The organism is Roseibium algae, assembly GCF_037783265.1.
Taxonomy (GTDB): domain Bacteria; phylum Pseudomonadota; class Alphaproteobacteria; order Rhizobiales; family Stappiaceae; genus Roseibium; species Roseibium algae.
On record NZ_JBAKIA010000020.1, the window covers coordinates 35,980 to 57,322 of the forward strand.

18 protein-coding genes are annotated in these 21,343 nt (G+C 52.3%); 13 read left to right on the plus strand and 5 right to left on the minus strand.

Annotated elements, in window-relative coordinates; translation table 11 throughout:
* Positions 1–2 precede the first annotated feature (2 nt).
* The 3 genes from rpoN to ptsN all read left to right on the plus strand — a co-directional run bounded on the left by rpoN (position 3) and on the right by ptsN (position 2,970).
* Positions 3–1,571: an RNA polymerase factor sigma-54 gene (gene rpoN / locus V6575_RS20735; RefSeq protein ID WP_340277110.1), complete on the plus strand. Its 1,569-nt coding sequence runs from the start codon at positions 3–5 to the stop codon at positions 1,569–1,571.
* 281 nt (positions 1,572–1,852) lie between these two features.
* Entirely contained in the window at positions 1,853–2,440 is a 588-nt protein-coding gene (hpf, locus tag V6575_RS20740; RefSeq protein WP_340277111.1) for a ribosome hibernation-promoting factor, HPF/YfiA family, read from the plus strand.
* Between the two features lie 62 nt (positions 2,441–2,502).
* On the plus strand, positions 2,503–2,970 hold the full coding sequence (gene ptsN / locus V6575_RS20745) for a PTS IIA-like nitrogen regulatory protein PtsN (protein WP_340277113.1): 468 nt from the start codon (positions 2,503–2,505) through the stop codon (positions 2,968–2,970).
* Between the two features lie 65 nt (positions 2,971–3,035).
* On the opposite strand, the gene mdoH is transcribed toward ptsN, so the two are convergent.
* The gene (mdoH, locus tag V6575_RS20750) at positions 3,036–4,874 is read right to left on the minus strand and encodes a glucans biosynthesis glucosyltransferase MdoH (protein ID WP_340277114.1); all 1,839 of its coding nucleotides are present in this window, start codon (positions 4,872–4,874) and stop codon (positions 3,036–3,038) included.
* A gap of 178 nt (positions 4,875–5,052) precedes the next feature.
* On the opposite strand from mdoH, the gene V6575_RS20755 reads away from it, so the two are divergent.
* The 9 genes from V6575_RS20755 (at position 5,053) to V6575_RS20795 (ending at position 14,370) form a co-directional block, all read left to right on the plus strand.
* Positions 5,053–5,976, plus strand: coding sequence for a zinc-dependent alcohol dehydrogenase (locus tag V6575_RS20755; protein ID WP_340277115.1), 924 nt, complete (start codon positions 5,053–5,055; stop codon positions 5,974–5,976).
* Positions 5,977–6,001: 25 nt separating this feature from the next.
* Complete coding sequence (locus tag V6575_RS20760) at positions 6,002–6,403, plus strand: 6-pyruvoyl trahydropterin synthase family protein (protein ID WP_340277117.1); 402 nt, start codon at positions 6,002–6,004, stop codon at positions 6,401–6,403.
* Complete coding sequence (locus V6575_RS20765; protein ID WP_340277119.1) at positions 6,403–7,500, plus strand: glycosyltransferase family 4 protein; 1,098 nt, start codon at positions 6,403–6,405, stop codon at positions 7,498–7,500. Before V6575_RS20760 ends, V6575_RS20765 begins: the two co-directional genes overlap by 1 nt.
* Positions 7,500–8,300 carry a class I SAM-dependent methyltransferase gene (locus tag V6575_RS20770; RefSeq protein WP_340277121.1) on the plus strand — a complete coding sequence of 267 codons (801 nt, stop codon included), beginning with the start codon at positions 7,500–7,502 and terminating at the stop codon, positions 8,298–8,300. The genes V6575_RS20765 and V6575_RS20770 overlap by 1 nt, the downstream gene beginning before the upstream one ends.
* 218 nt (positions 8,301–8,518) lie before the next feature.
* Complete coding sequence (locus V6575_RS20775; protein ID WP_340277123.1) at positions 8,519–8,770, plus strand: acyl carrier protein; 252 nt, start codon at positions 8,519–8,521, stop codon at positions 8,768–8,770.
* Between the two features lies 1 nt (position 8,771).
* A complete protein-coding gene (locus V6575_RS20780; protein ID WP_340277126.1) occupies positions 8,772–9,953 on the plus strand; it encodes an acyl-CoA dehydrogenase family protein in 1,182 nt (393 codons plus the stop codon).
* 6 nt (positions 9,954–9,959) lie between these two features.
* The gene (locus tag V6575_RS20785) at positions 9,960–10,868 is read left to right on the plus strand and encodes an amino acid--[acyl-carrier-protein] ligase (RefSeq protein WP_340277128.1); all 909 of its coding nucleotides are present in this window, start codon (positions 9,960–9,962) and stop codon (positions 10,866–10,868) included.
* Positions 10,869–10,885: 17 nt separating this feature from the next.
* On the plus strand, positions 10,886–11,884 hold the full coding sequence (locus tag V6575_RS20790) for a DUF1839 family protein (protein WP_340277147.1): 999 nt from the start codon (positions 10,886–10,888) through the stop codon (positions 11,882–11,884).
* A 2-nt stretch (positions 11,885–11,886) separates the two neighbouring features.
* A complete protein-coding gene (locus V6575_RS20795; RefSeq protein ID WP_340277130.1) occupies positions 11,887–14,370 on the plus strand; it encodes a beta-mannosidase in 2,484 nt (827 codons plus the stop codon).
* On the opposite strand, the gene V6575_RS20800 is transcribed toward V6575_RS20795, so the two are convergent.
* From V6575_RS20800 to V6575_RS20810, 3 genes are read right to left on the minus strand one after another with little or no spacing between them, the layout of a single operon-like run.
* Positions 14,367–16,112 (minus strand): alpha/beta hydrolase, encoded by a 1,746-nt coding sequence (locus V6575_RS20800; RefSeq protein WP_340277132.1) that lies wholly within the window; start codon positions 16,110–16,112, stop codon positions 14,367–14,369. The two genes, V6575_RS20795 and V6575_RS20800, sit on opposite strands and share 4 nt — an antisense overlap.
* Positions 16,113–16,116: 4 nt before the next feature.
* Positions 16,117–17,634: a lipopolysaccharide biosynthesis protein gene (locus V6575_RS20805; protein WP_340277133.1), complete on the minus strand. Its 1,518-nt coding sequence runs from the start codon at positions 17,632–17,634 to the stop codon at positions 16,117–16,119.
* 47 nt (positions 17,635–17,681) lie between these two features.
* Positions 17,682–18,644, minus strand: a complete 963-nt coding sequence (locus V6575_RS20810; protein WP_340277134.1) for a glycosyltransferase family 2 protein — start codon at positions 18,642–18,644, stop codon at positions 17,682–17,684.
* 140 nt (positions 18,645–18,784) lie between these two features.
* Between V6575_RS20810 and V6575_RS20815 the strand changes: the two genes are divergently transcribed.
* Positions 18,785–19,897 carry a polysaccharide deacetylase family protein gene (locus V6575_RS20815; protein WP_340277136.1) on the plus strand — a complete coding sequence of 371 codons (1,113 nt, stop codon included), beginning with the start codon at positions 18,785–18,787 and terminating at the stop codon, positions 19,895–19,897.
* A 58-nt stretch (positions 19,898–19,955) separates the two neighbouring features.
* On the opposite strand, the gene V6575_RS20820 is transcribed toward V6575_RS20815, so the two are convergent.
* Positions 19,956–20,984, minus strand: a complete 1,029-nt coding sequence (locus V6575_RS20820; RefSeq protein ID WP_340277137.1) for a glycosyltransferase family protein — start codon at positions 20,982–20,984, stop codon at positions 19,956–19,958.
* Positions 20,985–21,343 lie beyond the last annotated feature (359 nt).

The following is a 21,343-nucleotide window of genomic DNA, read 5'->3' on the forward strand; positions in this document are numbered from 1 at the left end:
CAATGGCAATTTCAACAAAGCTAGAGATGCGACAAAGTCAGTCGCTGATCATGACGCCGCAGCTGATGCAGGCGATCAAGCTGTTGCAATTGTCAAATCTCGATTTGCTTTCGTATGTGGATGCCGAACTGGAGCGCAATCCCCTTTTGGAAAAGGCGGAAGGTGAGGCCGGAAGTGTCGAGCCTCAGGAAATGGAGCGCGAGCAACCTAGTGGTGATGATCGTTCGGAGCGTCTTGAGACGACAATCAACGGCTCCAGTTCAGAAGAGCCTCAGGCCGGTGACTGGATGGAAAGCCAGCTAGAAACCGGCTCAGAAGCGATCGCAACCCGTCTGGATACGGACTTGGGCAATGTCTATCCTGATGAGCCAGGTGTACCAGCTTCGCCTGATCCGGCCGCGCTCAAGGGCGGCGATAGCTATAAAAACACCTCAAGCGGCGCTGCTGGGGAAGACTACAATCTTGAAGCTTTCGTGGCTGAAGACAAGACACTGGTTCAGTCTCTGGACGATCAGATGAATTTGGCGTTTTTGGACCCTGTAGACAAATTGATCGGAGGACATCTGATCAACTCTCTGGACGAAAACGGCTATCTCTACCTAGATCTCGAAGATACCGCCCTTCAGCTCGGCGTCGAGTTGGAGCGTATTGAGGTTGTTCTGGCCATTCTGCAAACTTTTGAGCCCGCAGGCGTGTTTGCCCGGAGCCTCGCAGAATGTCTCAAATTACAATTGATGGACCGCAACCGGTTTGATCCGGCGATGGAAGCCCTGATCGAGAATATCGAGTTGTTGGCCAAGCATGATTATGCTGCACTCAGGCGCGTTTGCCGGGTGGATGATGAAGACCTCACCGAGATGATCGACGAGATCAAGGCCTTGGACCCAAAGCCGGGGAGCGTGTTCGGAGCGTCTCTTGTTCAGCCTATGGTTCCAGATGTTCTCATTCGGCGCTCGCCGGATGGTGCATGGGCTGTGGAGCTCAATACGGACACTTTGCCAAAAGTACTCGTGAATCAGACCTATTATGCGACGATCACCAAGAATGCGCGTAACGAGGTCGAGAAAGAATATTTGACCGACTGTCTGCAAACGGCAAACTGGTTGGTCAAAAGCCTTGATCAGCGCGCGAAGACGATTTTGAAGGTGTCGACCGAGATTGTTCGTCAGCAAGACGGATTCTTGACCTACGGCATTGAACATCTACGACCGTTGAATCTGAAAACCATTGCCGATGCAATTGGGATGCACGAATCAACGATCAGTCGTGTGACGTCGAACAAGTACATGGCGACTCCTCGCGGAATTTATGAGCTGAAGTATTTTTTCTCATCCGCAATTTCCGCAACAGTCGGTGGTGGCGATGCCCATTCCGCCGAATCTGTAAGGCATAAAATCAAGCAAATGATCGACGCCGAATTACCAAGTGCAGTTCTTTCTGATGATACGATTGTTAAAAGCTTAAAGGACGAGGGCGTGGATATTGCCCGCAGAACGGTAGCAAAATACCGCGAAGCGATGCAGATTCCGTCGTCGGTACAGCGTCGACGTGAGAAACGGGCCAGATCATAACTGTCTGTAATCTAATATCGTTCTCGGTTGAAATATGATTTGAACCGAATTCTCCCCTTCGCCCAGATGATATTTGGGCAGGCAGGCTGTTCAAATTCGAATACCCTACAATTGACAGTCGGTGTGACTTTGCGTATACGACCGCCCGCAAGTGTATGTGATGTGGGGGATGGCGCTTGTGCGCTGACTGGTCCATTCTGTAGGCTTGAAACACGAACTGTTTCAAGCGTCAGCTTTGTAAGCCGACGGCCCTTCGGTCCTAGCAAGAATAAGAGGTCTCCATGCCTTTGCGGATTTCGGGAAAGAACGTTGATGTTGGTGACGCACTGCGTACCCACGTGACAGACCGAGTTGAAGATGCGCTATCCAAGTACTTTACAGGTGGCTACACAGGCCACGTTACGTTGAGTAGAGAAGGTGCCGGTTTCAAATCAGAGTGCACGCTGCATTTGGATACCGGAATTGTGCTGCAGGTGTCCGCACAGGACCAGGACGCACGTCTGAGTTTTGACAGGTCGGCAGACAAGATTGAAAAGCGCCTCAGGCGCTACAAGAGGAAGCTAAAGGATCATCACGGCAACAATGCCAGTGCCCGTGAGGACTTTGAAGCCGCTTCTTATGTGTTGGCTTCGACAGAGGACGAAGATGAGTTACCTGAAGACTTCAATCCTCTGGTGATTGCTGAAACTTCGGCGAAGGTCAAAACACTGACTGTTGGCATGGCTGTTATGGAGCTGGACTTCACAGAAGCTCCAGTCGTGCTCTTCAAGAATGCGGCAAATGGTGGCGTGAACGTCGTTTACCGTCGTTCTGATGGAAATATTGGTTGGATTGATCCGGCCTTGGTGGCCCAGCAGGCTGCTGAGTGAATTGAACAAGATTTGGCGCCGGTTCTTGGAAATCGGCGCCGAGACACTCATAGGCGATTGAAATGGATCTTGGTGATCTTCTGAAAAAAGAGGCGGTAATCGCCGGTTTAAAAGCAAAAAGCAAAAAGCAGGCAATTCAGGAGATGTCTGCGAAAGCAGCTGAACTTACAGGGCTTTCTGAACGTGAGATTTTTGATACGCTGCTTCAGCGCGAACGGCTCGGGTCAACTGGAGTTGGCAATGGGATTGCGATTCCGCACGGGAAATTAATCCGGCTTGATGGCATCGCAGGATTTTTTGCGCGGCTTGATAAGCCTATAGAGTTTGACGCATTGGATGATCAGCCCGTTGATCTGATCTTTCTGCTCTTGGCACCCGAGGGAGCAGGCGCAGATCATTTGAAGGCGTTGGCTCGTATCGCGCGGCAACTTCGCGACAGCGCTGTCACCAAGGGCATTCGCGCATCAACGGATGCTGGAGAGATCTATAGTCTCTTGACGCAGCCGACGGCTTCATCGAACGCAGCCTAACTGTTATAGCCTTTAGGTGTTAATATGAAGAAACCGGCTCAAAGGCCGGTTTTTGTTGTTTTGGGTCACGCCTCGGCGCGCACTGGTTCTCTTTGTGGCGGTATGTGAAGGCTCTCGCTGTCGACCTGAATCACGTTGGCCTCTTCGCGAAGTGCTTTCAAAGCCAGAGGAACCAGTTCGGCAGGTGGGTTGGCCTCTTCCGGGGTTCTCCAGAGAGATGACTTGATTGCCAGCAACCCCAATCTTGGGCTGGAAGATCCAATGGCAAAAGGGATCGCCAGCAGAGGTCCGGCCGCGATTGGAATGACGGGCCAGATGTCAGCGAGTGACTGGGTTGAAATCCAGGCGATGCCAAGAAGGCCAAAAAGAGTTTGCGGCCAAAGCCTGGAAGTTGCCAGTCCAAGTGGCAATTGCTCCACGTGGCGCCCTTGTGCCCCCCAGCCAATTGTCTTACCGAATATGAGGCCGCCAATGAACAGTGTGTGCGCCATGGCCATGACGGGCGCGAGCATCGCCGCATAAGCGATTTCGATCAGGGTTCCTAAGAGTATTCTGAATGGGCCGCCAAATGCATTGCGAAGGTCTGGGCGGGAGATGATGTCCAATACCGTTGCCAACTTGGGGGCAAAAACCATTCCCATGATGATGAAGAATAACGAATAGCCCGTTGTGGGGTGAAACAGCGGTGTGTCACCACTCGAAAGCCCAGCCAAGGCCGCGCTGATCATAAAGCCAATCCAGGCCGGTGAGCCGATGAACATCAACATCGCGAGTAGCAGTTGGATCCGGCTGACAAGCTTCAGTTTTGGCAGACCCAGGAGAGAGGCGTATTGTAGATTACCCTGGCACCAGCGCAGATCCCTGCGGATGAATTCCAGAAGATGCGGTGGGTTTTCTTCATAACTGCCGCCTTCTTGCGGCAGCACACGCACTTCATATCCAGCACGACGCATTAACGTCGCTTCTACCTGGTCATGGGACAGAATGGAGCCGCTTAACGGGCCGCTGCCCGGGAGTGTTGGAAGGCGGCACTGTTCCATGAAAGGTTTAATGCGAAGAAGAGCATTGTGGCCCCAATAAGGACCGCAGTCGCCCTGCCACCATGCGCTGCCCATGGTGTAGGAACGCATGCCAAGACGCATGCCAAACTGAAAAATGCGAGCAAAGGCACTGTCGGTTGGAAGCCCGACTACGAGGCTCTGAAGAATGCCCAGTTTGGGGTTGGCTTCCATCCGGCGAACTAGACCAAGAATAGCATCGGCAGACATGTAACTGTCGGCATCAAGCACGAGCGCAAAGTCATGCTTCACACCCCAACGATCACAGAAGTCTTCAATATTTCCTGCCTTGAAGCCTGAGTTGTCCGTGCGTCTGCGATAAGTCACGCAGATGTCTGTGGACCATTGGCGCGAGAGCCGTTCAACCAACTTCTGTTCGTCAAAAGCGATTTCCTCACGTGACGTGTCACTCAGGATATAGAGCGAGAAAGCGGTAGCTTCGCCGGTTCGAACCAGTCCCGCAAGCATCGCGTTCAAGCGGGATTCGAGGTCTGTTGGGTCCTCGTCGCGAACGCATGACAGAAGCGCTGTTTTGGAAGTCAGTCGCTTGGTGTCATCACCTGTATCTATCGGACAAACGAAAGCTGCAGGGTTCTTTACCAGCCGCATGGTCAGCAATCCGATGACGGCGTTCCAAAATCCGATGATGGTCCATGGCAAGGTCAGTAGAAAGCACAAGAACATTGTTGCCTTGAAAAAACCGAACCCACCAGGTGCCAATGTCATGGCCATCAAGGTCGCGAGCGCAAAGAAGCTCACGAGCACAAGCATCGCAAACACGGTGCGTCTGCCTGTCATGCGGCGCGCAGTCGGTGTCTGGTAGCTTGGTTCAGGTATATTACGCATATATTTTACTTTCCAAATCAGGTTGCTTGGCAATAGACCTCATCTTCATGACGCTTACGCCGTCATCCTGATGATAATTTAACTCTGCGGAACTCTTCTCGCGGATGAATGGGACATGTTGATGGCGGTTCAAACGCAAACAAGGGCTCTGTGGTATATTTATCGTGAGAGGTGCGAAGTGCGCGAGGTACCTCTTGGAGCTCCGCAATCTGGACAAAGTCGCGTTAGAACACTTGCGACTGGCGTCAGTCGCGGAACAGAAAGCCTCATTTTCAAAAATCTGGTGCCTGAGAGCGAATGGCATCGTATGCGTGCGCCGAATCAGGATGGCGAATTCCCTTATCCGGTTAAGTACGGCTACGCCAACGTGGGCGTAATTGAAGATGGCCCGCCAGAGTACGTTGGTTGCAAAGTCTTCGGCCTTTTTCCACATCAAACTCACTACAATGCCCCGTTGTCCGGTTTGCATATCCTGCCCGATGGGCTGCCAGCCGAGCGCGCAGTACTCGCGGCCAATATGGAAACGGCCCTGAATGCTTTATGGGATGGATTGCCTTCACTTGGGGATCACATCTGCGTGGTTGGTGGCGGGGTGGTCGGATTGCTGACCGCATACTTGGCTGCCAGAATACCTGCGACAAGAGTGACGCTCATTGATGTCAATGAGGCGCGGCGTGGTGTGGCAGTGAAGCTGGGGTTTGAATTTTCCCTGCCGCAGGACGCGCCTGATAATCAGGACCTTGTGTTTCATACAAGTGCTTGTTCTGCCGGACTTGAAACGGCATTAAAGGCTGCGGGAAATGGTGCAAGCGTTGTTGAAATGAGCTGGTATGGAGCACATACCGTTTCTGTGCCGCTTGGGGCTGACTTCCATTCCCGCCGTCTGGTTTTGAAATCCAGTCAGGTGGGAACGATTCCAGCTTCGCGCCAGGAACGTTGGAACTATACACGCCGTCTTGGTGTGGCGCTTTCACTCTTGATCGATCCTGAGCTTGACGTTTTGATCAGCCACCGTATTCCCTTCGAAGAAGCGCCAAGTCGTTTACCGGACATCTACATGGGCCGCCTTGACGCTCTCGCGCCGGTCCTTATCTACAGCTGAATACAATCAAGGAATCTTAAGTCAAATGTTTGCAGTTGAAGTCAGAGATCACGTCATGATCGCACATTCCTTTAAGGGTGACCTCTTTGGGCCAGCTCAGGCCCTTCACGGTGCGACATTCGTCGTCGATGCAGCGTTTATCGCGAAGACGATGGATGAAAACGGCGTTGTCATCGACATTGGCCGCGCGCACGAAGCTCTAAAAGAAGTTCTGGGACCGTTGAACTACAAGAACCTGGACGAGGTGCCTGAATTCAAAGGCAAGAACACAACGACTGAATTTTTGACGAAGCATATTCATGACTATCTGGCAGCTGCTGCCCGAGACAATCGCTTGGGCAGACAGGGAAGTGAGCTCGACAGCATTCGCATTACCATTTCTGAATCACATGTTGCGCGGGCTTGGTACGAAGCGTCGGTTACCTGATGACAGGCACTATAGGTGCGACTCGCGGACATGTTGTTTTTGCTTATCCGGGTGATCTTGAAACCCGGACTGGTGGTTATGGCTATGATCGGCGCATAATTGCTGGTTTGGTCGCAAAGGGATGGGTTGTGGACCTTCTGGAACTCGGTGACGGCTACCCGTTTCCGAGTGCCGAGACCAAAGCCACTGCACATCGTGCTTTGGAACAACTGGCTCCCGGAACATGCGTTGTCGTGGATGGGTTGGCCTTTGGTGTTTTGCCGGACATCGCGCATGCATTGTCTGACCGCCTTAAATTTATTGCTTTGGTGCATCACCCTCTGTGCAAGGAAAATGGCATTAAGGCAGGCGTTGCCAGCAAGATGGAAACAAGTGAGCGGGCGGCATTAAGTCAAGCCGCTCGTGTGATTGTGACCAGTTCTGCCACAGGACGGCAAGTTCAGGATCTCTTCGGAATTACTGATGACAGGCTGCATGTGGTTTTGCCGGGCACGGATGTGCGGTCGTCTCAACATGTTGGCCAAATTGATAAGGGCAGCCAAAGTAGACCGAGCGGCCCCGTTCAATTGTTATCGGTCGGCTCTGTCGCTTATCGCAAAGGCTATGATCTTTTGTTCGATGCAATTGCGGATCTTTCGAACTTTGATTGGCATTTGAATGTTGTCGGTGATCACACGCGTGATCCAGAGTGTTATCGTCAGTTGTTAGAGCAGCTGCGGAAATTGGAACTGGCAGAGCGGGTAACTTTTCACGGTACTGTCGATGATGCACGTATTTCCGATTTTTATCAGGCCGCAGATATCTTCGTACTTGCCAGCAGGTATGAAGGCTACGGCATGGCCTACACAGAAGCGTTGGCCTATGGATTGCCGGTGATTGGCAGTGGAGCTGGTGCGGTTCAAGAGACATTGTCAGGCGGCGGAGCGCTTTATTGCGGCGTCGAGGATGTGAACGCTTTGCGCGATGCGTTGCGCCGCACCTTGACCGATTTGGAATTTCGCATCTCGCTTGGTGCAGAAGCTGCAGAAGCCAGCCGTAAACTGCCAAGTTGGGATGATGCGGCCGCAGATTTTGCAGGTATATTGGAGCGTTCTTAATGACCGGGTTTTCCGCCGAATGGCTCGATCTTCGGGAGCCTGTTGATCTGGCTGCTCGGAACGATCAGGTCGAACACACATTCTTCTCTGCCTTGCCACAAACTGGCCCGGTTCGAATTCTTGACCTTGCAAGCGGGGCCGGGTCGACCGTTGCTGCTTTATCTCACAAGTTGAACCGGAACCAAACATGGCTGTTGACCGACAATGATCATAAGTTATTGGACGTTGCAAATTCTCGTTTTGGCAGTTTTCAGGGCCTTCAGGTTCAGTCAGAAATTTTGGATTTGTCCCGGGAGATGAAGACACTTTCGTTCGACTCCTTTGATGCAATTACCACGTCAGCTTTCCTGGATCTGGTGACCGAGGAGTTCCTCGCAAATTTGGTTGAACAAGTGGTCGCGTCCCAAAAGCCGTTCCTTGCAAGTCTATCCTATGATGGCCGTGCTATTTGCGCCCCTGCTGACCCACTTGATGACACAGTTCGACAAGCGATGAATATGCACCAACAGACGGATAAAGGCTTTGGTGCGGCCCTTGGGCCTCGTGCCTGGTCGGTGGCCGCAAGTCTCTTCCGGCTTGCAGGCTATGACGTGATGACAGGCGCATCCGACTGGACCCCGACAGCCGATAGCCAGCCGTTTCTGAAGCTTTTGCTGGAGGGGTGGGGGCAGGCAGCCTCGGAAGTTGGTGTCAATGCTGCTGAACTTGACCGATGGCGCAGCCGTCGATTGTCAGAAATATCTGATCAATCCTTGTCTGTTTGTGTCGGGCATCAGGATCTGGTGGCATTGCCTCGATAAAAACCGAAAGTTAACTGTGCCAGATGCACTAACCGTATTTGTTTTGATTAAATTTATGGTGTTGGTTAAGTATTAACGAGTCGTTAATTGGAGTTTATGTTTCGTTAACCAATTCTTTTAAGCGGTATTTATCTATTTCTCTATAGTAATTATTCCCTAGAGGCCGATGACGCCATTTAGGTTTTGAATCAGATTTTTATATGACAGGGGACATCCTCATGACATCTACTATTCGCGAGCTATTGGTAAAACATGGCGGACTTCCGATTGCTGTCGAGAAGCTCGATGACACCACGGATCTGTATGAGGCAGGCTTGTCGTCATTTGCATCAGTTCAGTTGATGCTGGCTCTCGAAGAAGAGTTTGATGTTGAGTTTCCGGAAAATCTGCTGAACCGCAAGTCTTTCTCATCAATTGCAGCGATCAGCGAAGCATTGTCGCAGATAACGTCAGATCGTCAGGTCGCCTGAGATGAACGTTGCAAGCTCCGTTGCAGCTCTTTCTCTCGCGGAGCGCGCTAGGCGTGCGGCGAAGGTAGCTGGTGAATTTGCCGACCGAGTGGATGCGGAAGGCCGCTTCCCAACCGAAGGCATGGACGCACTAAAAGCCGAGCGTCTGATGGGCGTCATGATCAAACAGGAACTTGGCGGAGAAGCTGCGAGAATTACCGAGGTGGCAGATATCTGCGGTATCCTCGGTCAAGCTTGCGCCTCTACAGCTATGGTTTTTGCCATGCATCAGATACAGATCGCCAGTCTTGCGGACTATGCGATTGGGAGCGCTTGGCACGAAGCTTTTCTGACGCGAATTTGCGACGAGCAGCTTTTGATTGCCTCCGCCACCAGTGAGGCTGGCATTGGCGGAAATCTGAGGAATTCCATTTGCGCCATGGACGTTGATGGTGACACGGCGCGTTTGGAAAAAAATGCGACCGTGATTTCCTATGGTACGATAGCAGATGCCATTGTGATCACCTCCCGCCGAAATGCAGAAGCCCCACATTCTGACCAGGTGGCGACACTTTTCCTGAAAGAGCAATACACTCTGGAGCAAACGTCGGTTTGGGACACTCTGGGTATGCGCGGCACCTGTTCTGATGGTCATGTTTTCCGGGGAGAAGCGCCAGCCGAGCAGATCCTTCCAAGGCCCTTTGCTGAAATTGCAGCCCATTCAATGCTGGCGGTCTCGCATCTGTTGTGGGGGGCTCTTTGGTATGGAATTGCTGCCGATGCAGTTGCTCGTTCTCAGGCATTCGTGAAGGCTGCAGCCCGTAAATCCCCAGGACAGACGCCTCCAGGGGCCTTACGCCTTGCTGAAGCGTCTAACCTTCTTCAGCAGGTTAAATCCAATGTTGTTGCAGGGCTGAAGCAGTTCGAAGCCGCCAAAGGCGATGCAGATGCGCTCAATGCGATGAGTTTTTCGGTCGCCATGAACAACATCAAGGTTGGTACGTCGCAGGTTATCCTGACGATTATCAACCATTGCATGCTGATCTGCGGGATTGCGGCCTATAAGAATGCTACGCCGTTTAGCCTTGGTCGACATCTCCGCGATGCGCATTCCGCACAGCTCATGATTTCGAATGATCGCATTCTTGGCAACACGTCGACAATGCTCATCATCAACAAACAAGACACCAGCCTGCTGGGGTAATTTTTTATGACCGCAAACGTTTCTTTTCTGGATCAGCTTTTCAATCAGGGTATCCTTTACGACAGCGGTGTTGATGGCATCTATGGTCGCAGCGCCGATTTTGAAGATGTAATTTCGCGTTTTGAAGATCTGGCACTTTCCCTGGGCAAGGACGAAATCTCGGAAGCCATGGTGTTTCCACCGGGCATGCCGATGACGGATTTCGAGACCAGTGGTTATATGAAGAACTTTCCGCAGTTGGCTGGAACAGTTCATGCCTTTTGTGGTTCTGACCATGATCACATGGGGTTGATCCAATGCATGGCGGCAGGGGAAGACTGGACAGAAAACCAGAAGAAGACAGATCTCGCGCTAACACCCGCTGCCTGTTATCCGCTTTATCCGATCCTGGCCAAGCGTGGCCCGCTTCCGGAAAGCGGAGCTTATGTTGCGCTGCAATCCTATTGCTTCCGACATGAGCCCTCCAAGGAGCCAACGCGAATGCAGATGTTCCGTCAACGGGAATATGTTCGTGTCGGTACTGAGGAGCAGACGACCGCTTTCCGGGAAACCTGGAAGCAGCGCGGTCAGGAGATGATGGATCTCCTTGAGTTGCCGCACCATGTTGAAGTGGCCAATGATCCGTTTTTCGGTCGCGCCGGACGGATGTTGGGTTCTAGCCAGCGTGAACAGGAGTTGAAATTTGAGCTTGTCATTCCGGTGAATGAGGGCGCGAGCCCGACCGCTTGCATGAGCTTCAACTATCATATGGACAACTTCGGTAAGGCCTGGAACATCCAACAGGCTGATGGCTCGCCCGCGCACACTGCCTGTGTCGGCTTCGGTCTCGAGCGCCTTGCTCTGGCATTGTTTCGCCATCATGGCTTTGACGTTAAGGCATGGCCAGCTGGCGTGCGCAAATCGCTTTGGGGCTGATCAGAATGGGCGAGATCATGGAAAAAAAGATCTTTTCGGATCTGGCACCAGGCAATTATCAACGCCATCCCTTGCACTCGGCAGAGAGGGATTGGCCGGAAACAAATTGCTACCTTGATGTCTGGATTGAAGTCCTGCCTGCGCTTGGGCTGCCGCCCGAGGCTTGCCTCGGCTATTCGGTTACCCAAGATTTTGAGGGAGACCAGTTCACCTTCTTCAAGGTGCCTCTGGAAGATCTCGAGAGCCTCTATGGTCTTCGTGTGACGGAACTCGCGATTTACGACCGTGTTGAAAACCATGTGGCTGCACAGATCCGCCGAGGGCGTTTGTCTTTGGTCGAAGTAGACAGTTACTATCTGCCGGACACTCAAGGCGTCAGCTATCATAAGTCTCATGGTAAAACAACCATTGCGATCAACCGTCTCGACATTGACGGCCGGGCCATGGATTACTTCCACGGACTTGGTTTGCACCATCTGGAAGGCGATGATTTTGATGGGATTTTCCAGCGCGGCGATAAGGCGCTTGATTTACCTTTCTTACCTTACACCGAATTTGTAAAGCTGCCCGAAAAAGAGCTGCCTGCACAAGAACTTGCAGAGCAAGCAAAGGCCCTGTTGAGCACTTATTTGGCCAAGCGTCCGTCGCGCAATCCTATTGCTGCTTTCGCCGATGTTCTCCCCGGTCAGGTGGCCGCTGTTTCAGAGCGTCCGTTCGAGTTCTTCCATCTCTATGCATTCAATACCCTGCGCCAACTTGGGGCGAATTTTGAACTGTTCTCGGCGCATCTTGATTGGCTTGGAGCAAATGGTGTCAATGAGTTGGAAGAGGCGGCCGTGGCTGCACGGCAAATTTCAACGACCTGCAAAAGCTTGCAGTTTCAGCTTGCCCGCGCGGTCATGCGCAAAAAATTCGATAAGCTTCAACCTGCGCTTCAGCCCGCAATCTCTGCTTGGGACGATATGATGACAGCGCTTGATACGCAGTTGGGCAAGACAGATCGCAAAGCTGCCTGATCATGTCCTTTCTCCTCCCTGTATCCGGTGACAAGACCGTCGCGTTGACCGAGGGGTGGCGGCTGGCTGTCACGGCTGCTGATGCGGTTGCACTGCCGAACCAATTGGCAGATGTGGAGGGGTGGGTTCCAGCTGCTGTGCCTGGGACAGTTGCTGGTGCTCTATCTAGCGCTAGTAAATATGACCCTGAAAGCCCTCTTTCCTTGCATGACAAAGATGCCTGGTATGTCACCACATTCAGCGTGGATGTGCCGGGGGCATGGGAGCTGAAGTTCGAGGGCCTCGCGACGATTTCCGAGGTCTATCTGGACGGCAAATTGATTGGCTCATTCGAGAGCATGTTTCGGTCTTTGGCCCTTGAGGTGGATCTTACAGAAACCCATGAGCTTGCGATCTGCTTTCGGGCGCTCGCCCCTGTTCTGGAGCAGAAAGGCCCCAGAGCGCGTTGGCGTCCGCAGTTGGCAACGTCCCAAGGCCTACGCCTGATCCGCACCACACTGCTGGGTCATATGCCCGGATGGTGTCCGGAGATCCACGCGGTTGGTCCTTGGCGTCCTATCTCGCTTTTGAAACGTGGCGAATTAAGAGCCGGCGGTTTGAGGATGAGTGCCGACCTTGGAGCTGAAGATACTGGGGTGCTGACTGTCGATCTGGAAATTGATGGTAATACAGAGAGCGTGGTTCTGAGGTGCGATGGTCTTGAAACGCTCATGGTTCAAAAGGACTATGGCCGGTTTCATGGCGCGCTGACGATCCCGAATGTTACGCCCTGGATGCCACACACCCACGGAGAACCGCATCTCTATGGCGTTTCCGTTTTGGTTGACGGACAGGCGTTTGACCTTGGTTGCACTGGGTTTCGATCCATAGAAGTGGATCGCGGACCCGACGGCAAAGGCTTCGGGCTGGTTGTGAACGGCAAACCTGTGTTTTGCCGGGGCGCAGTCTGGACATCTGCTGATCTTCTGAACCTTTCCGGCAGCGAGGCGACCTATCGACCCTTGTTGGAACTCGCTCGTGATGCCGGCATGAATATGCTGCGCATCGGCGGCACCATGACCTATGAAACGCGGGCTTTTTTCGAGTTTTGCGATCAGCTCGGCATTTTGGTCTGGCAGGATTTCCAATTCGCCAACTATGACTACCCGGTCAAGGACGAGGCCTTTGTGGCAACGGTTCGCGAAGAGGCGCGTGAGCAGTTGGGCAAGGTGCAAGGTTGTCCCTCGCTTGCGGTCCTGTGTGGTGGCAGTGAAATCTACCAACAGGGAGCCATGATGGGGTTGCCGGAAAACCGGTGGAAGGGTCCTCTTTGCGAAGAAATCCTGAGTGCGGAAAGCAGCGCAGCGCGCCCTGATGTGCCCTATGTGGCGAATTCCCCGTGCGAGGGGGCTTTGCCCTTTTCCCCGAACGCTGGTATTGCACACTACTATGGCGTGGGAGCATATCAGCGCCCACTGGAAGACGCGCGACGTGCGGATGTGCGTTTTGCTGCAGAGTGCCTGGCCTTTTCCAATGTTCCGGAAGGCTCATTGTTGGAAACTCATTTACCGGTCAAACCGGGACATGATCCACGCTGGAAATCCCGTGTGCCGCGTGATCGTGGGGCAGGATGGGATTTCGAGGATGTTCGTGATCACTATCTGAAGGCGCTCTACAAGATCAACCCGCAGGACCTGCGCTACAGTGATCCAGATCGCTATCTCGATCTCTCCCGTGTTGTTACGGGTGAGGTCATGGAGGCGACATTTGCCGAATGGCGCCGGGCCGGGTCATCTTGCAATGGCGCGCTTGTTTGGACCTATCAGGACCTGGAGCCGGGCGCTGGTTGGGGCATTCTAGATTCATCCGGCATGCCAAAGCCAGCCTACTATGCGCTGAAGCGGGCTTTTCGACCTGTGAATGTAACGATGACCGATGAAGGTACGAATGGGCTTTGCGTTCATGTCATCAACGAGGCCGCCGCGCCGCGAAATCTGCTGCTGACACTCGCCTGCCTGCGCGATGGAACGACGCCCGTGGTCTCTGGTCGCCGTGAATTGAATTTGATGCCACTCAGCAATCAACAAATCGCCGCAACAGATCTGTTCGGCGCGTTTTTCGATACGACCTACGCTTACCGTTTCGGTCCACCCGCGCATGATGTGACTGTTGCACGGTTGATCGATTCAGAGACCGAAGAAATCCTTGCGGAGGCTTTCCATTTCCCACAAGGGCATCAGGAGATTAGGCAGCTTCTGGCGCTAGAAACTAAACTGCACCAAGAAGCGCATACTGGAAATTGGTATCTTACGCTCACAGCACAGCGCTTCGCCCGTTCGGTACATCTGGACATCCCAGGTTGGCAGGCCTCAGACAATTGGTTCCATCTGGCACCAGGTGCAGAGAAAGTGGTGCAGCTGAACGCCACCATTGAAACGACTGGTGACCCTAAAGGGCATCTTCGGGCTCTGAATGGAAATACATCGGTTCAGTTGTCTGCTGGCTAACTTCTTCTCGCAACGGACTTCAGGAACTGGATCAATTCACCCTGCACTGGAAAGGGTGTCAGGTTGTGATCCGCGTTTACCAAAGTAGTGACGGATGCAAGGGGGAATTTCTTTAAGCCTTGGCGCTGATTGCCGAAATAAAGGCAGAGTTGTTCCAGGCTTTCGTCGCCCTCGCTGCACAGAAGGTGCATGGGTACGCCTCGCTCACTAAGACCTGCGAACATGCGATGGCATTCGGCGCGGAAGCGGGCATATTTTGAGATGTTTGGAAAGACCGGTGCAAGCATGTGGGAGATATGCGTTCTGGCATGTATGCTGAACCCGCGCAAAACGCCTCGGATATTAATATCTCCAGCAAGCAGTCTCTTCAGGGTCTTGGTGTCTACCATTTTCTTTTTGTAGTCGGCCATCGAGCGTGGCCCCATGCGGGCTGCGTCCGTGATGCTTTCTTCGGTGTCCCAAATGAAACGCAGCTGATTGATCAACACCATTTCCTTGACCCGGTTGTCGCGAAAACCTGCGTGAAAGGCTGTATATGCGCCGCTGCAGCGGCCAACCAGGATGAAGTCGCCCGAGATCCGATCGGCTAACTCAGCCAAAACATCCGACACGTCATTGATCGGTCCATCTGTATAGAGGACCTGATCAGGCTCTCCCGGTATTTCCGGACTATCCCCGATATTCGACATGTCAAAGCGGAAAGAGGGATGGCCTTCACGGGCCAGGGCTCTAGCTGATTTGACCCAGTTCCGTGCCCAGCCGCCGTGGTGATCATAACCCGCATTCAAAAACACGAAGACAGGCCCGGGAATCAGATTTTTCGGTTTGCAGAGAATGCCGTGCAGAGGGGCAGCTGTTCTGAGAATGAGGCCCTCTTCCTCAAATTCATCGTCCTGGAGAATGGCTGGACCAATGGAAAGGGCATCTGCTCCACTTTTCTCAACGGGTTCCGGCATACGGTCCGGGAAGTTACTATCGCACCACGAGCCCAATGTGTTCAGAATGCCGAGTGGCAATTTTGATGATGTTGGATTGTCCATCAGATATTCATAGCCCAGAAAACTTTTGGTGGTCACAGGCACGCCCTGCTTCACAAGGTGTTCAGCAAAGGTGGCATCGGCAGTGACGGTCTGGCGTGCCCAAACGAGAGTTGGAATGGGCCTGCTATTCGAATTCTTTTCCAGGTTTATGGATTTGAGGTCGGTGGCGATTTGATCGGACATCATGAGTCCGCCAATAGATGTCCCTTGCTTTGGTAAGGCGTCTGGCGCCAGGCCGAGCCCTTCGACGATCATTTTTGCCCTTAGGCTAGTTTCTCGCAAATAACGCCGTCCATTTATGACCGGCGCAGATAGGATTAAGCCGACTATGTCTTGTCTGCCCTCGGAAACCAATTGTGCAATCATCGCACCGAGGCCAAGGCCGAAAAGTGCGACATTGACGCAACCCGTTTGATTCTTGAGTAAGTCGCAAGCCGCATTGGTTGCATTCAACCAATCCTCCAGACTTTCTCCGGTTACCATATCGAGAGAGTCGACGGTTCCTGGGTAATCGAACCGCAATGTCGGAAAGCCGTTTGCGCAGAGTGTTTTCGCAATATGACGATAAAACTTGCGAGCGCAAAGTTCGTCAAAACCCCAATTTGGGCACAACACAATTGCTGTAGCACGAATGTGCTCGTCTTTGGGTTTTTGGATTAAGCCAGCGCAGCCTGAAAAAGCGACAGGTGTTGATGATGTCATTGAGCTATCCCGCATTTCGGCCCGATGAAGGTACGAGGAGCATGAGGGCTTTAATGCCCAGATCCGAGATTTTTCGCGGTAAGGCTGACGGCAAATTATCAGCTAGCGCGATGACATCATTCTCTGGAATGGCCTTGAAAAGCCTCAAGCCCGCTGCATAAACAAGTCCGCCGATGGGAACAGCAATGATCATGCCCAAAAGCCCGCCTTGCAATTGAAGGCAGCCAAATGCAGCGCCAGCACACAAGGCAGCTGCAGCCACGACCTTGCCAAGCTCTAGAATGTTTAAGCGGACATTCAAAGTGTGCCAGCAAAATATGACAAGCCAGAAAAACCAGGTCGTATGAACGGCTGTGCGAACCCAAGCCGTCCCGATGTCGCCAGCAATTGGGGTGACCACAGCAAATGACCCCATCGAGATCACAGCCATGATTGGGGATGCATAGAGATAAAAATCGGTTCTCTCGCGGGCAGCGATAATGGTTGAAGGCACCAGAGAGAGCGCTGTAATAAACGCAAAGCCGACAAGGACAATCGACACCCAGACGGCATCACTAAAGTCAGAGCCGAACAGAAATGGAAGTAGCTCTCCCATGATCGCGGCACCACCAAAGCAGATGGGCAGAATGAAAAGGCACAGCCAAAGCATGACACGTTGATAGGTGCGGTTGATCCGAGCGTGATCATTGTCATCGTGTTGTTTGCCAATGTGCGGGGTGAGTGCGGCAATCATCTGCGTTGGAAGTTGGATCACAAGACCGGCCAATGTGAGCCCGGCTGCATAGTAGCCAATTTGAGTGGTTGATAGATAAAGTCCAAGGAAGAAAAACTCTGATCGAGACCAGACCAACATGCCCACTACGTTGGAAAACCATGTGTTTCGACCAAAAATTGCCATTTTCGGCTGAATTTCAACGACTTCGTCGGGAATCTGACGAACGTAAAAGATTGCTCGGCATGCTTGTGGTAAATGGCGCGCGACATGGCCGACAAGGGCGCCTGCAACGCCAAAGAAATAGGCGCCAAGAGCGATTAGTGGAAGTTGCAGCAGGCAGCCATAGAAGGCCAACCGCGCCGTTTCATCGAATTTATTCAAGCCACGGGCCGCTGCCTCTGCGAATGACGCAGTTGTATATGAGACGAGAAGCAGTGAGGTCATCACCCAGAGCGACGGGGGATGGTTTACATCCCCGCCATGTTGCCAACGCCAGATAGCGTATAGTCCTATCCCGGCAGCTGTTAAGATGACGGGGACTAGGAAGCGGATTAAAAGCAGGCGGGCGAGCCCCCCACCTGGGTTTTCTTCTCGGTTAAAGCGGGTCATGTAGCGAAGTAGGATTGACGGAATGCCGAAATTCACCACCGTGGCAGCCGTCATGGCAACCCAAAGCGAGAAAGCTACGGCACCGGTGCCTTCAGCGCCCAGAAGGCGCGCCACTATGATGCTTGAGGTAAAGCCGAAGATCAGCGAAACCGCCCCTGCCATGGTGCTGAACGCGGAAGAACTGATAAAGCTGGCCATATGGGTCCTGTTCGGGCTCCGGAATTTTCAACCTAGCAGTGTGATTTCTAGGAGTTGGTAGACGATGTAGACGCGGAAATTCCATTTCCCGGTTTGTTCAGTATGCGGTCAAAAATCTTGCGGCGAACTATGGGCTCTCGGGCGATTAAAAATAGCATCTCAAGGTAGCGCTTGTTCGTTCTGGCTCTATGAAACGCACCAATTGGGGCCTGAGATCGGAGATCCGCGAGGCGGAGTTTGAAAGCCGAATTTTCCGAACTCGTCAATTTGGACTTAAACTCTTCTGAAAATTCTATGAGCGCTTGAATCAACGGTTTAGTATCTGCAGTGCTGCGGGAATGCGGTGAAGCATTCCGACTGACTGCACCCACTGGTGTCGCATAGACATAAAGAGGTTCATTTACATAATAGGCCCGTCCGCCTTTTGCAAGAATGCTGAGATTGAGGAGAAGGTCTTCGCCCGCGCGTACGTCCACTCGGTATCTGATTGCATGCTCTATCAGAAAGCTCCTGCGTATGAGGGGCTGCAAATAACCGAAGTCGTGACGGTCTGGTGCGCTTGGGGTAATGAAGTCCGTAAGATTGAGCCATCGATTAGATAATTCTTCGTAAACCGCGCCAGTCTCTACATTGGCAATGGCATCGAAGCCCATCAGATTGTCGGCGATAAAGTCAGCATCCGCTTCATGTTGCAACAAGGTCGAAACCCGATTTGGCCTCCAGATATCGTCAGAATCCAGCAGTCCAATCCACTCACCTTGGGCAGCTTCAAACCCGGCATTTCGGGCCGCCGATGGCCCCTGATTATTTGGAAGCCGAATTACACATACACGTGAGTCATTCGAGAATGCCCGTTCGACCACATCAGCGCTATCATCGCTTGATCCGTCGTCGACAACGATCACTTCAATTGGGTGCCCGGCTTGATTGAGCGCGCTCTCCACGGCCGTGACAACGCAGTCTCTGGTGTTGTAGCAGGGGATGATTGCGGAGACCTTGGGCAAAGACATTTGAATATTCCGATTGCGTTAGTCCTCCTGTTTAAGGAATTATTCTTTCAATTCCGTATATTTGCCAAGATCGAAGAAGTTTTCTTTCGGATGGGCCGTGGGGAGATTCATGAGTTGGAAAAAAGGGGGGAGGCGAGAAATTGTATTTATTAAATAATCTGCGCCGGGTCTGGCGGGAGTTGCGCGGCGAGCCTCTTCATGTACTGCCGAATAAAACCTGGTCGATTGCAAAGCCAAAGCTTTCCAAGTTCGGCGAAGAGGTGGCCCACCGAACGGGCATTGGCAGAGTTTTAGGACAGCGTTATCGCGGAGCAGGCGTTGCTTTGATGTTTCACGAAATTCACGATGATGTGGATGCCGAATTGCGAACAGGCTGTGACGTTGCTCAGTTGACGCGGATTATTGAGGCCGTTTTGGCCGAGGGGCGCGAGATCGTCACCATAGAAGAAGGTTTGCGCAGGTTGGCTGATCCGGAAAGTCGGCCCTTTGCCCTGCTAACCTTCGATGATGCTTATCGGGACAACTGGACCAATGCACTTCCGGTTCTTGAGCACTTTAATGCCCCACTGACACTCTTTGCGCCAACCGGTATGATTGACCGGTCGATCTATGCTTGGTGGCTTGGATTGCGTGAGGTTATCAAATCGTTCGATAACGTCGAAGTTCCTGCAATGGAAAAAAAATTCACGACGTCTGACCTTGCCAGCAAGGCGGCTTCTATGCGCCAGATTGCAGGTTGGATTGGCACCAGTCAGAGCCGGGCAGATGCTCTTGAAGACGTCTTTGTTCAGTCTGGAGTTTCCGTTTCAGAAATTGTTGAGCGAGTTGCCATGAACGCGCAGGAGCTGAAGCGTTTTTCAGAACATCGTCTGGTGACCATCGGAGCTCATACGCAGACGCACAGGTTCCTGTCTAATCTAGATGACGAAAGTGTTGTAAGGGAACTGTCAGTCAACAAAGCCTTTCTGGAAGACCTGCTTCAGGTGCCGGTAAAATATCTGGCATACCCATATGGTACAGAGACGGCCTGCGGAGCACGAGAGGCCGACATTGCGGAGAACGTTGGCTTTACAGCAAGTTTCACCACACGGCCTGGTCACTTGTTTGCAGATCATTTGAATTCGCCGCAGTTGTTGCCCCGCATTGATATTGGTTATGCGCCACAAAGCGCTGCGGCATTGGCTAGTCGTCTCAACGGGTTGCATAGGGCCATGACAACCAATTTCGGTGAGCCTATGGCAACCTTGGCCTAAGCAAAGGTGATGAGAAAGTGTATCGTCTGCAAGAAGCCCGATCCTCCTAAGTCTATTCTCATCTAATGCCCTCTGACAGAAGCGCACGATATACCTTCATGTGTTGCGCTGAGATTGCAGCCCAGTCGTAGCGTCGCGCTGCAAATGCAAGGGGCGCTGTCAAATCGTAGTTGCCATTTGTGAGAAATGCCGGATCTTGAAAGAGCATGCTTGCTGAAAGCGGCGTGTCCGCTGGAATAGTTGCGGTTTTAAGCCAGTCTGGCGTTCCTGCGCCATGGCGGGTGACCGGGATGCAGCCGTTGACGATAGCTGCCGCAAGCGTTCCCCGCCTTTCATCTGCACCATCTGGATAGGGAAGATATGCATATTCATGGGTTGCCAAAACTTTCGCGACAGATAGAGGTGGCAGGCCTTCATGGAGGTGGATTTCATATTTATCAGCTGCCTTCCGGATCTCTTTCGCAAAGCCTTCTTGGTTAGCAACGGGAGCCCCGATAATTGTTAGCCTGCGGCTGTCTTGTCCAGCTTCGCGAAGCAAACGTGCGAGGTCTAAGAATTCCTCAAGCCCTTTTCCAGGCCAGAAAAGTCCGAAGAAAACGATGCTATCCGGCAGGCGCTCAACAGTGCTGCTTGCGGAAGGTATATTGCTGCCAATCGGTAGGACCAAATCTTGCCCCAAGTCTTTTCTGAAAGCAGTTCTGAAAGCAGTTAGTTCTGCCTCACGCGAAAATATTCTCGCTTTACTCCGGTGTGCAAAAGGGAAAAACCATGGCTTTCGGTAGGGCTTGAAAATTTCGTACTCGTGTAATGTGACGACGGATGGTGTTGTCCCGCCAAGATAGGGCGTCAGCGATGGTAGGATCGACCTGCCGTACCCGACGGAAGGGTACTGGATATGATGAATATCCGCTTCTGCCTTCGTAAGCTGATGTCGATAGGAGAAAAGAGACCTAATACTCCAGTCCTTCCGTTCTATCCTTACGACATCAGCACCTTCGGCCTCTAAAGCGCGACTAAGAACATCGCTATAATCACCGATCCCACAGCGTTCAGGCGGCCAGCTCCCGGATATCATTGCTATCTTCATTTCTTGCCGACCTTAGTTCTTAATTGGTTTCATAGTGCTCCAAAAAGAAGCGGGTTTTGGAGGCGTTTGTGTTTCTTTGCTGGTCAAGTATTTTAATTTTAGACGCACTATTCATGCTTTCACTTTCTGGGCTGTTAAAAATCATTAGGTTGATCAATTAAGTGTCTGTTTAGATGCGCTTTGGGGCCGGTAGGCATGCAATCGTTTGAGTGCATTGGTTCCTTTATTGAAAGGCTTTGGTGCATGAATAAGAATTCAACGATTTCTGCTTATTCGGTTGCGATCGAAACCAACTTGATTGGTCCAGCATGCCGTATAAACATAACGCCAGTCGCCGCTATCACATCGGCAAGATGAAG

Bases quoted from the DNA above. Each gene is read 5' to 3' on its own strand.
- rpoN (WP_340277110.1), top strand. From the start codon at position 3: ATGGCAATTTCAACAAAGCTAGAGATGCGACAAAGTCAGTCGCTGATC.
- hpf (WP_340277111.1), top strand. From the start codon at position 1,853: ATGCCTTTGCGGATTTCGGGAAAGAACGTTGATGTTGGTGACGCACTG.
- ptsN (WP_340277113.1), top strand. From the start codon at position 2,503: ATGGATCTTGGTGATCTTCTGAAAAAAGAGGCGGTAATCGCCGGTTTA.
- mdoH (WP_340277114.1), bottom strand. From the start codon at position 4,874: ATGCGTAATATACCTGAACCAAGCTACCAGACACCGACTGCGCGCCGC.
- V6575_RS20760 (WP_340277117.1), top strand. From the start codon at position 6,002: ATGTTTGCAGTTGAAGTCAGAGATCACGTCATGATCGCACATTCCTTT.
- V6575_RS20765 (WP_340277119.1), top strand. From the start codon at position 6,403: ATGACAGGCACTATAGGTGCGACTCGCGGACATGTTGTTTTTGCTTAT.
- V6575_RS20770 (WP_340277121.1), top strand. From the start codon at position 7,500: ATGACCGGGTTTTCCGCCGAATGGCTCGATCTTCGGGAGCCTGTTGAT.
- V6575_RS20775 (WP_340277123.1), top strand. From the start codon at position 8,519: ATGACATCTACTATTCGCGAGCTATTGGTAAAACATGGCGGACTTCCG.
- V6575_RS20780 (WP_340277126.1), top strand. From the start codon at position 8,772: ATGAACGTTGCAAGCTCCGTTGCAGCTCTTTCTCTCGCGGAGCGCGCT.
- V6575_RS20785 (WP_340277128.1), top strand. From the start codon at position 9,960: ATGACCGCAAACGTTTCTTTTCTGGATCAGCTTTTCAATCAGGGTATC.
- V6575_RS20790 (WP_340277147.1), top strand. From the start codon at position 10,886: ATGGAAAAAAAGATCTTTTCGGATCTGGCACCAGGCAATTATCAACGC.
- V6575_RS20795 (WP_340277130.1), top strand. From the start codon at position 11,887: ATGTCCTTTCTCCTCCCTGTATCCGGTGACAAGACCGTCGCGTTGACC.
- V6575_RS20800 (WP_340277132.1), bottom strand. From the start codon at position 16,112: ATGACATCATCAACACCTGTCGCTTTTTCAGGCTGCGCTGGCTTAATC.
- V6575_RS20805 (WP_340277133.1), bottom strand. From the start codon at position 17,634: ATGGCCAGCTTTATCAGTTCTTCCGCGTTCAGCACCATGGCAGGGGCG.
- V6575_RS20810 (WP_340277134.1), bottom strand. From the start codon at position 18,644: ATGTCTTTGCCCAAGGTCTCCGCAATCATCCCCTGCTACAACACCAGA.
- V6575_RS20820 (WP_340277137.1), bottom strand. From the start codon at position 20,984: ATGAAGATAGCAATGATATCCGGGAGCTGGCCGCCTGAACGCTGTGGG.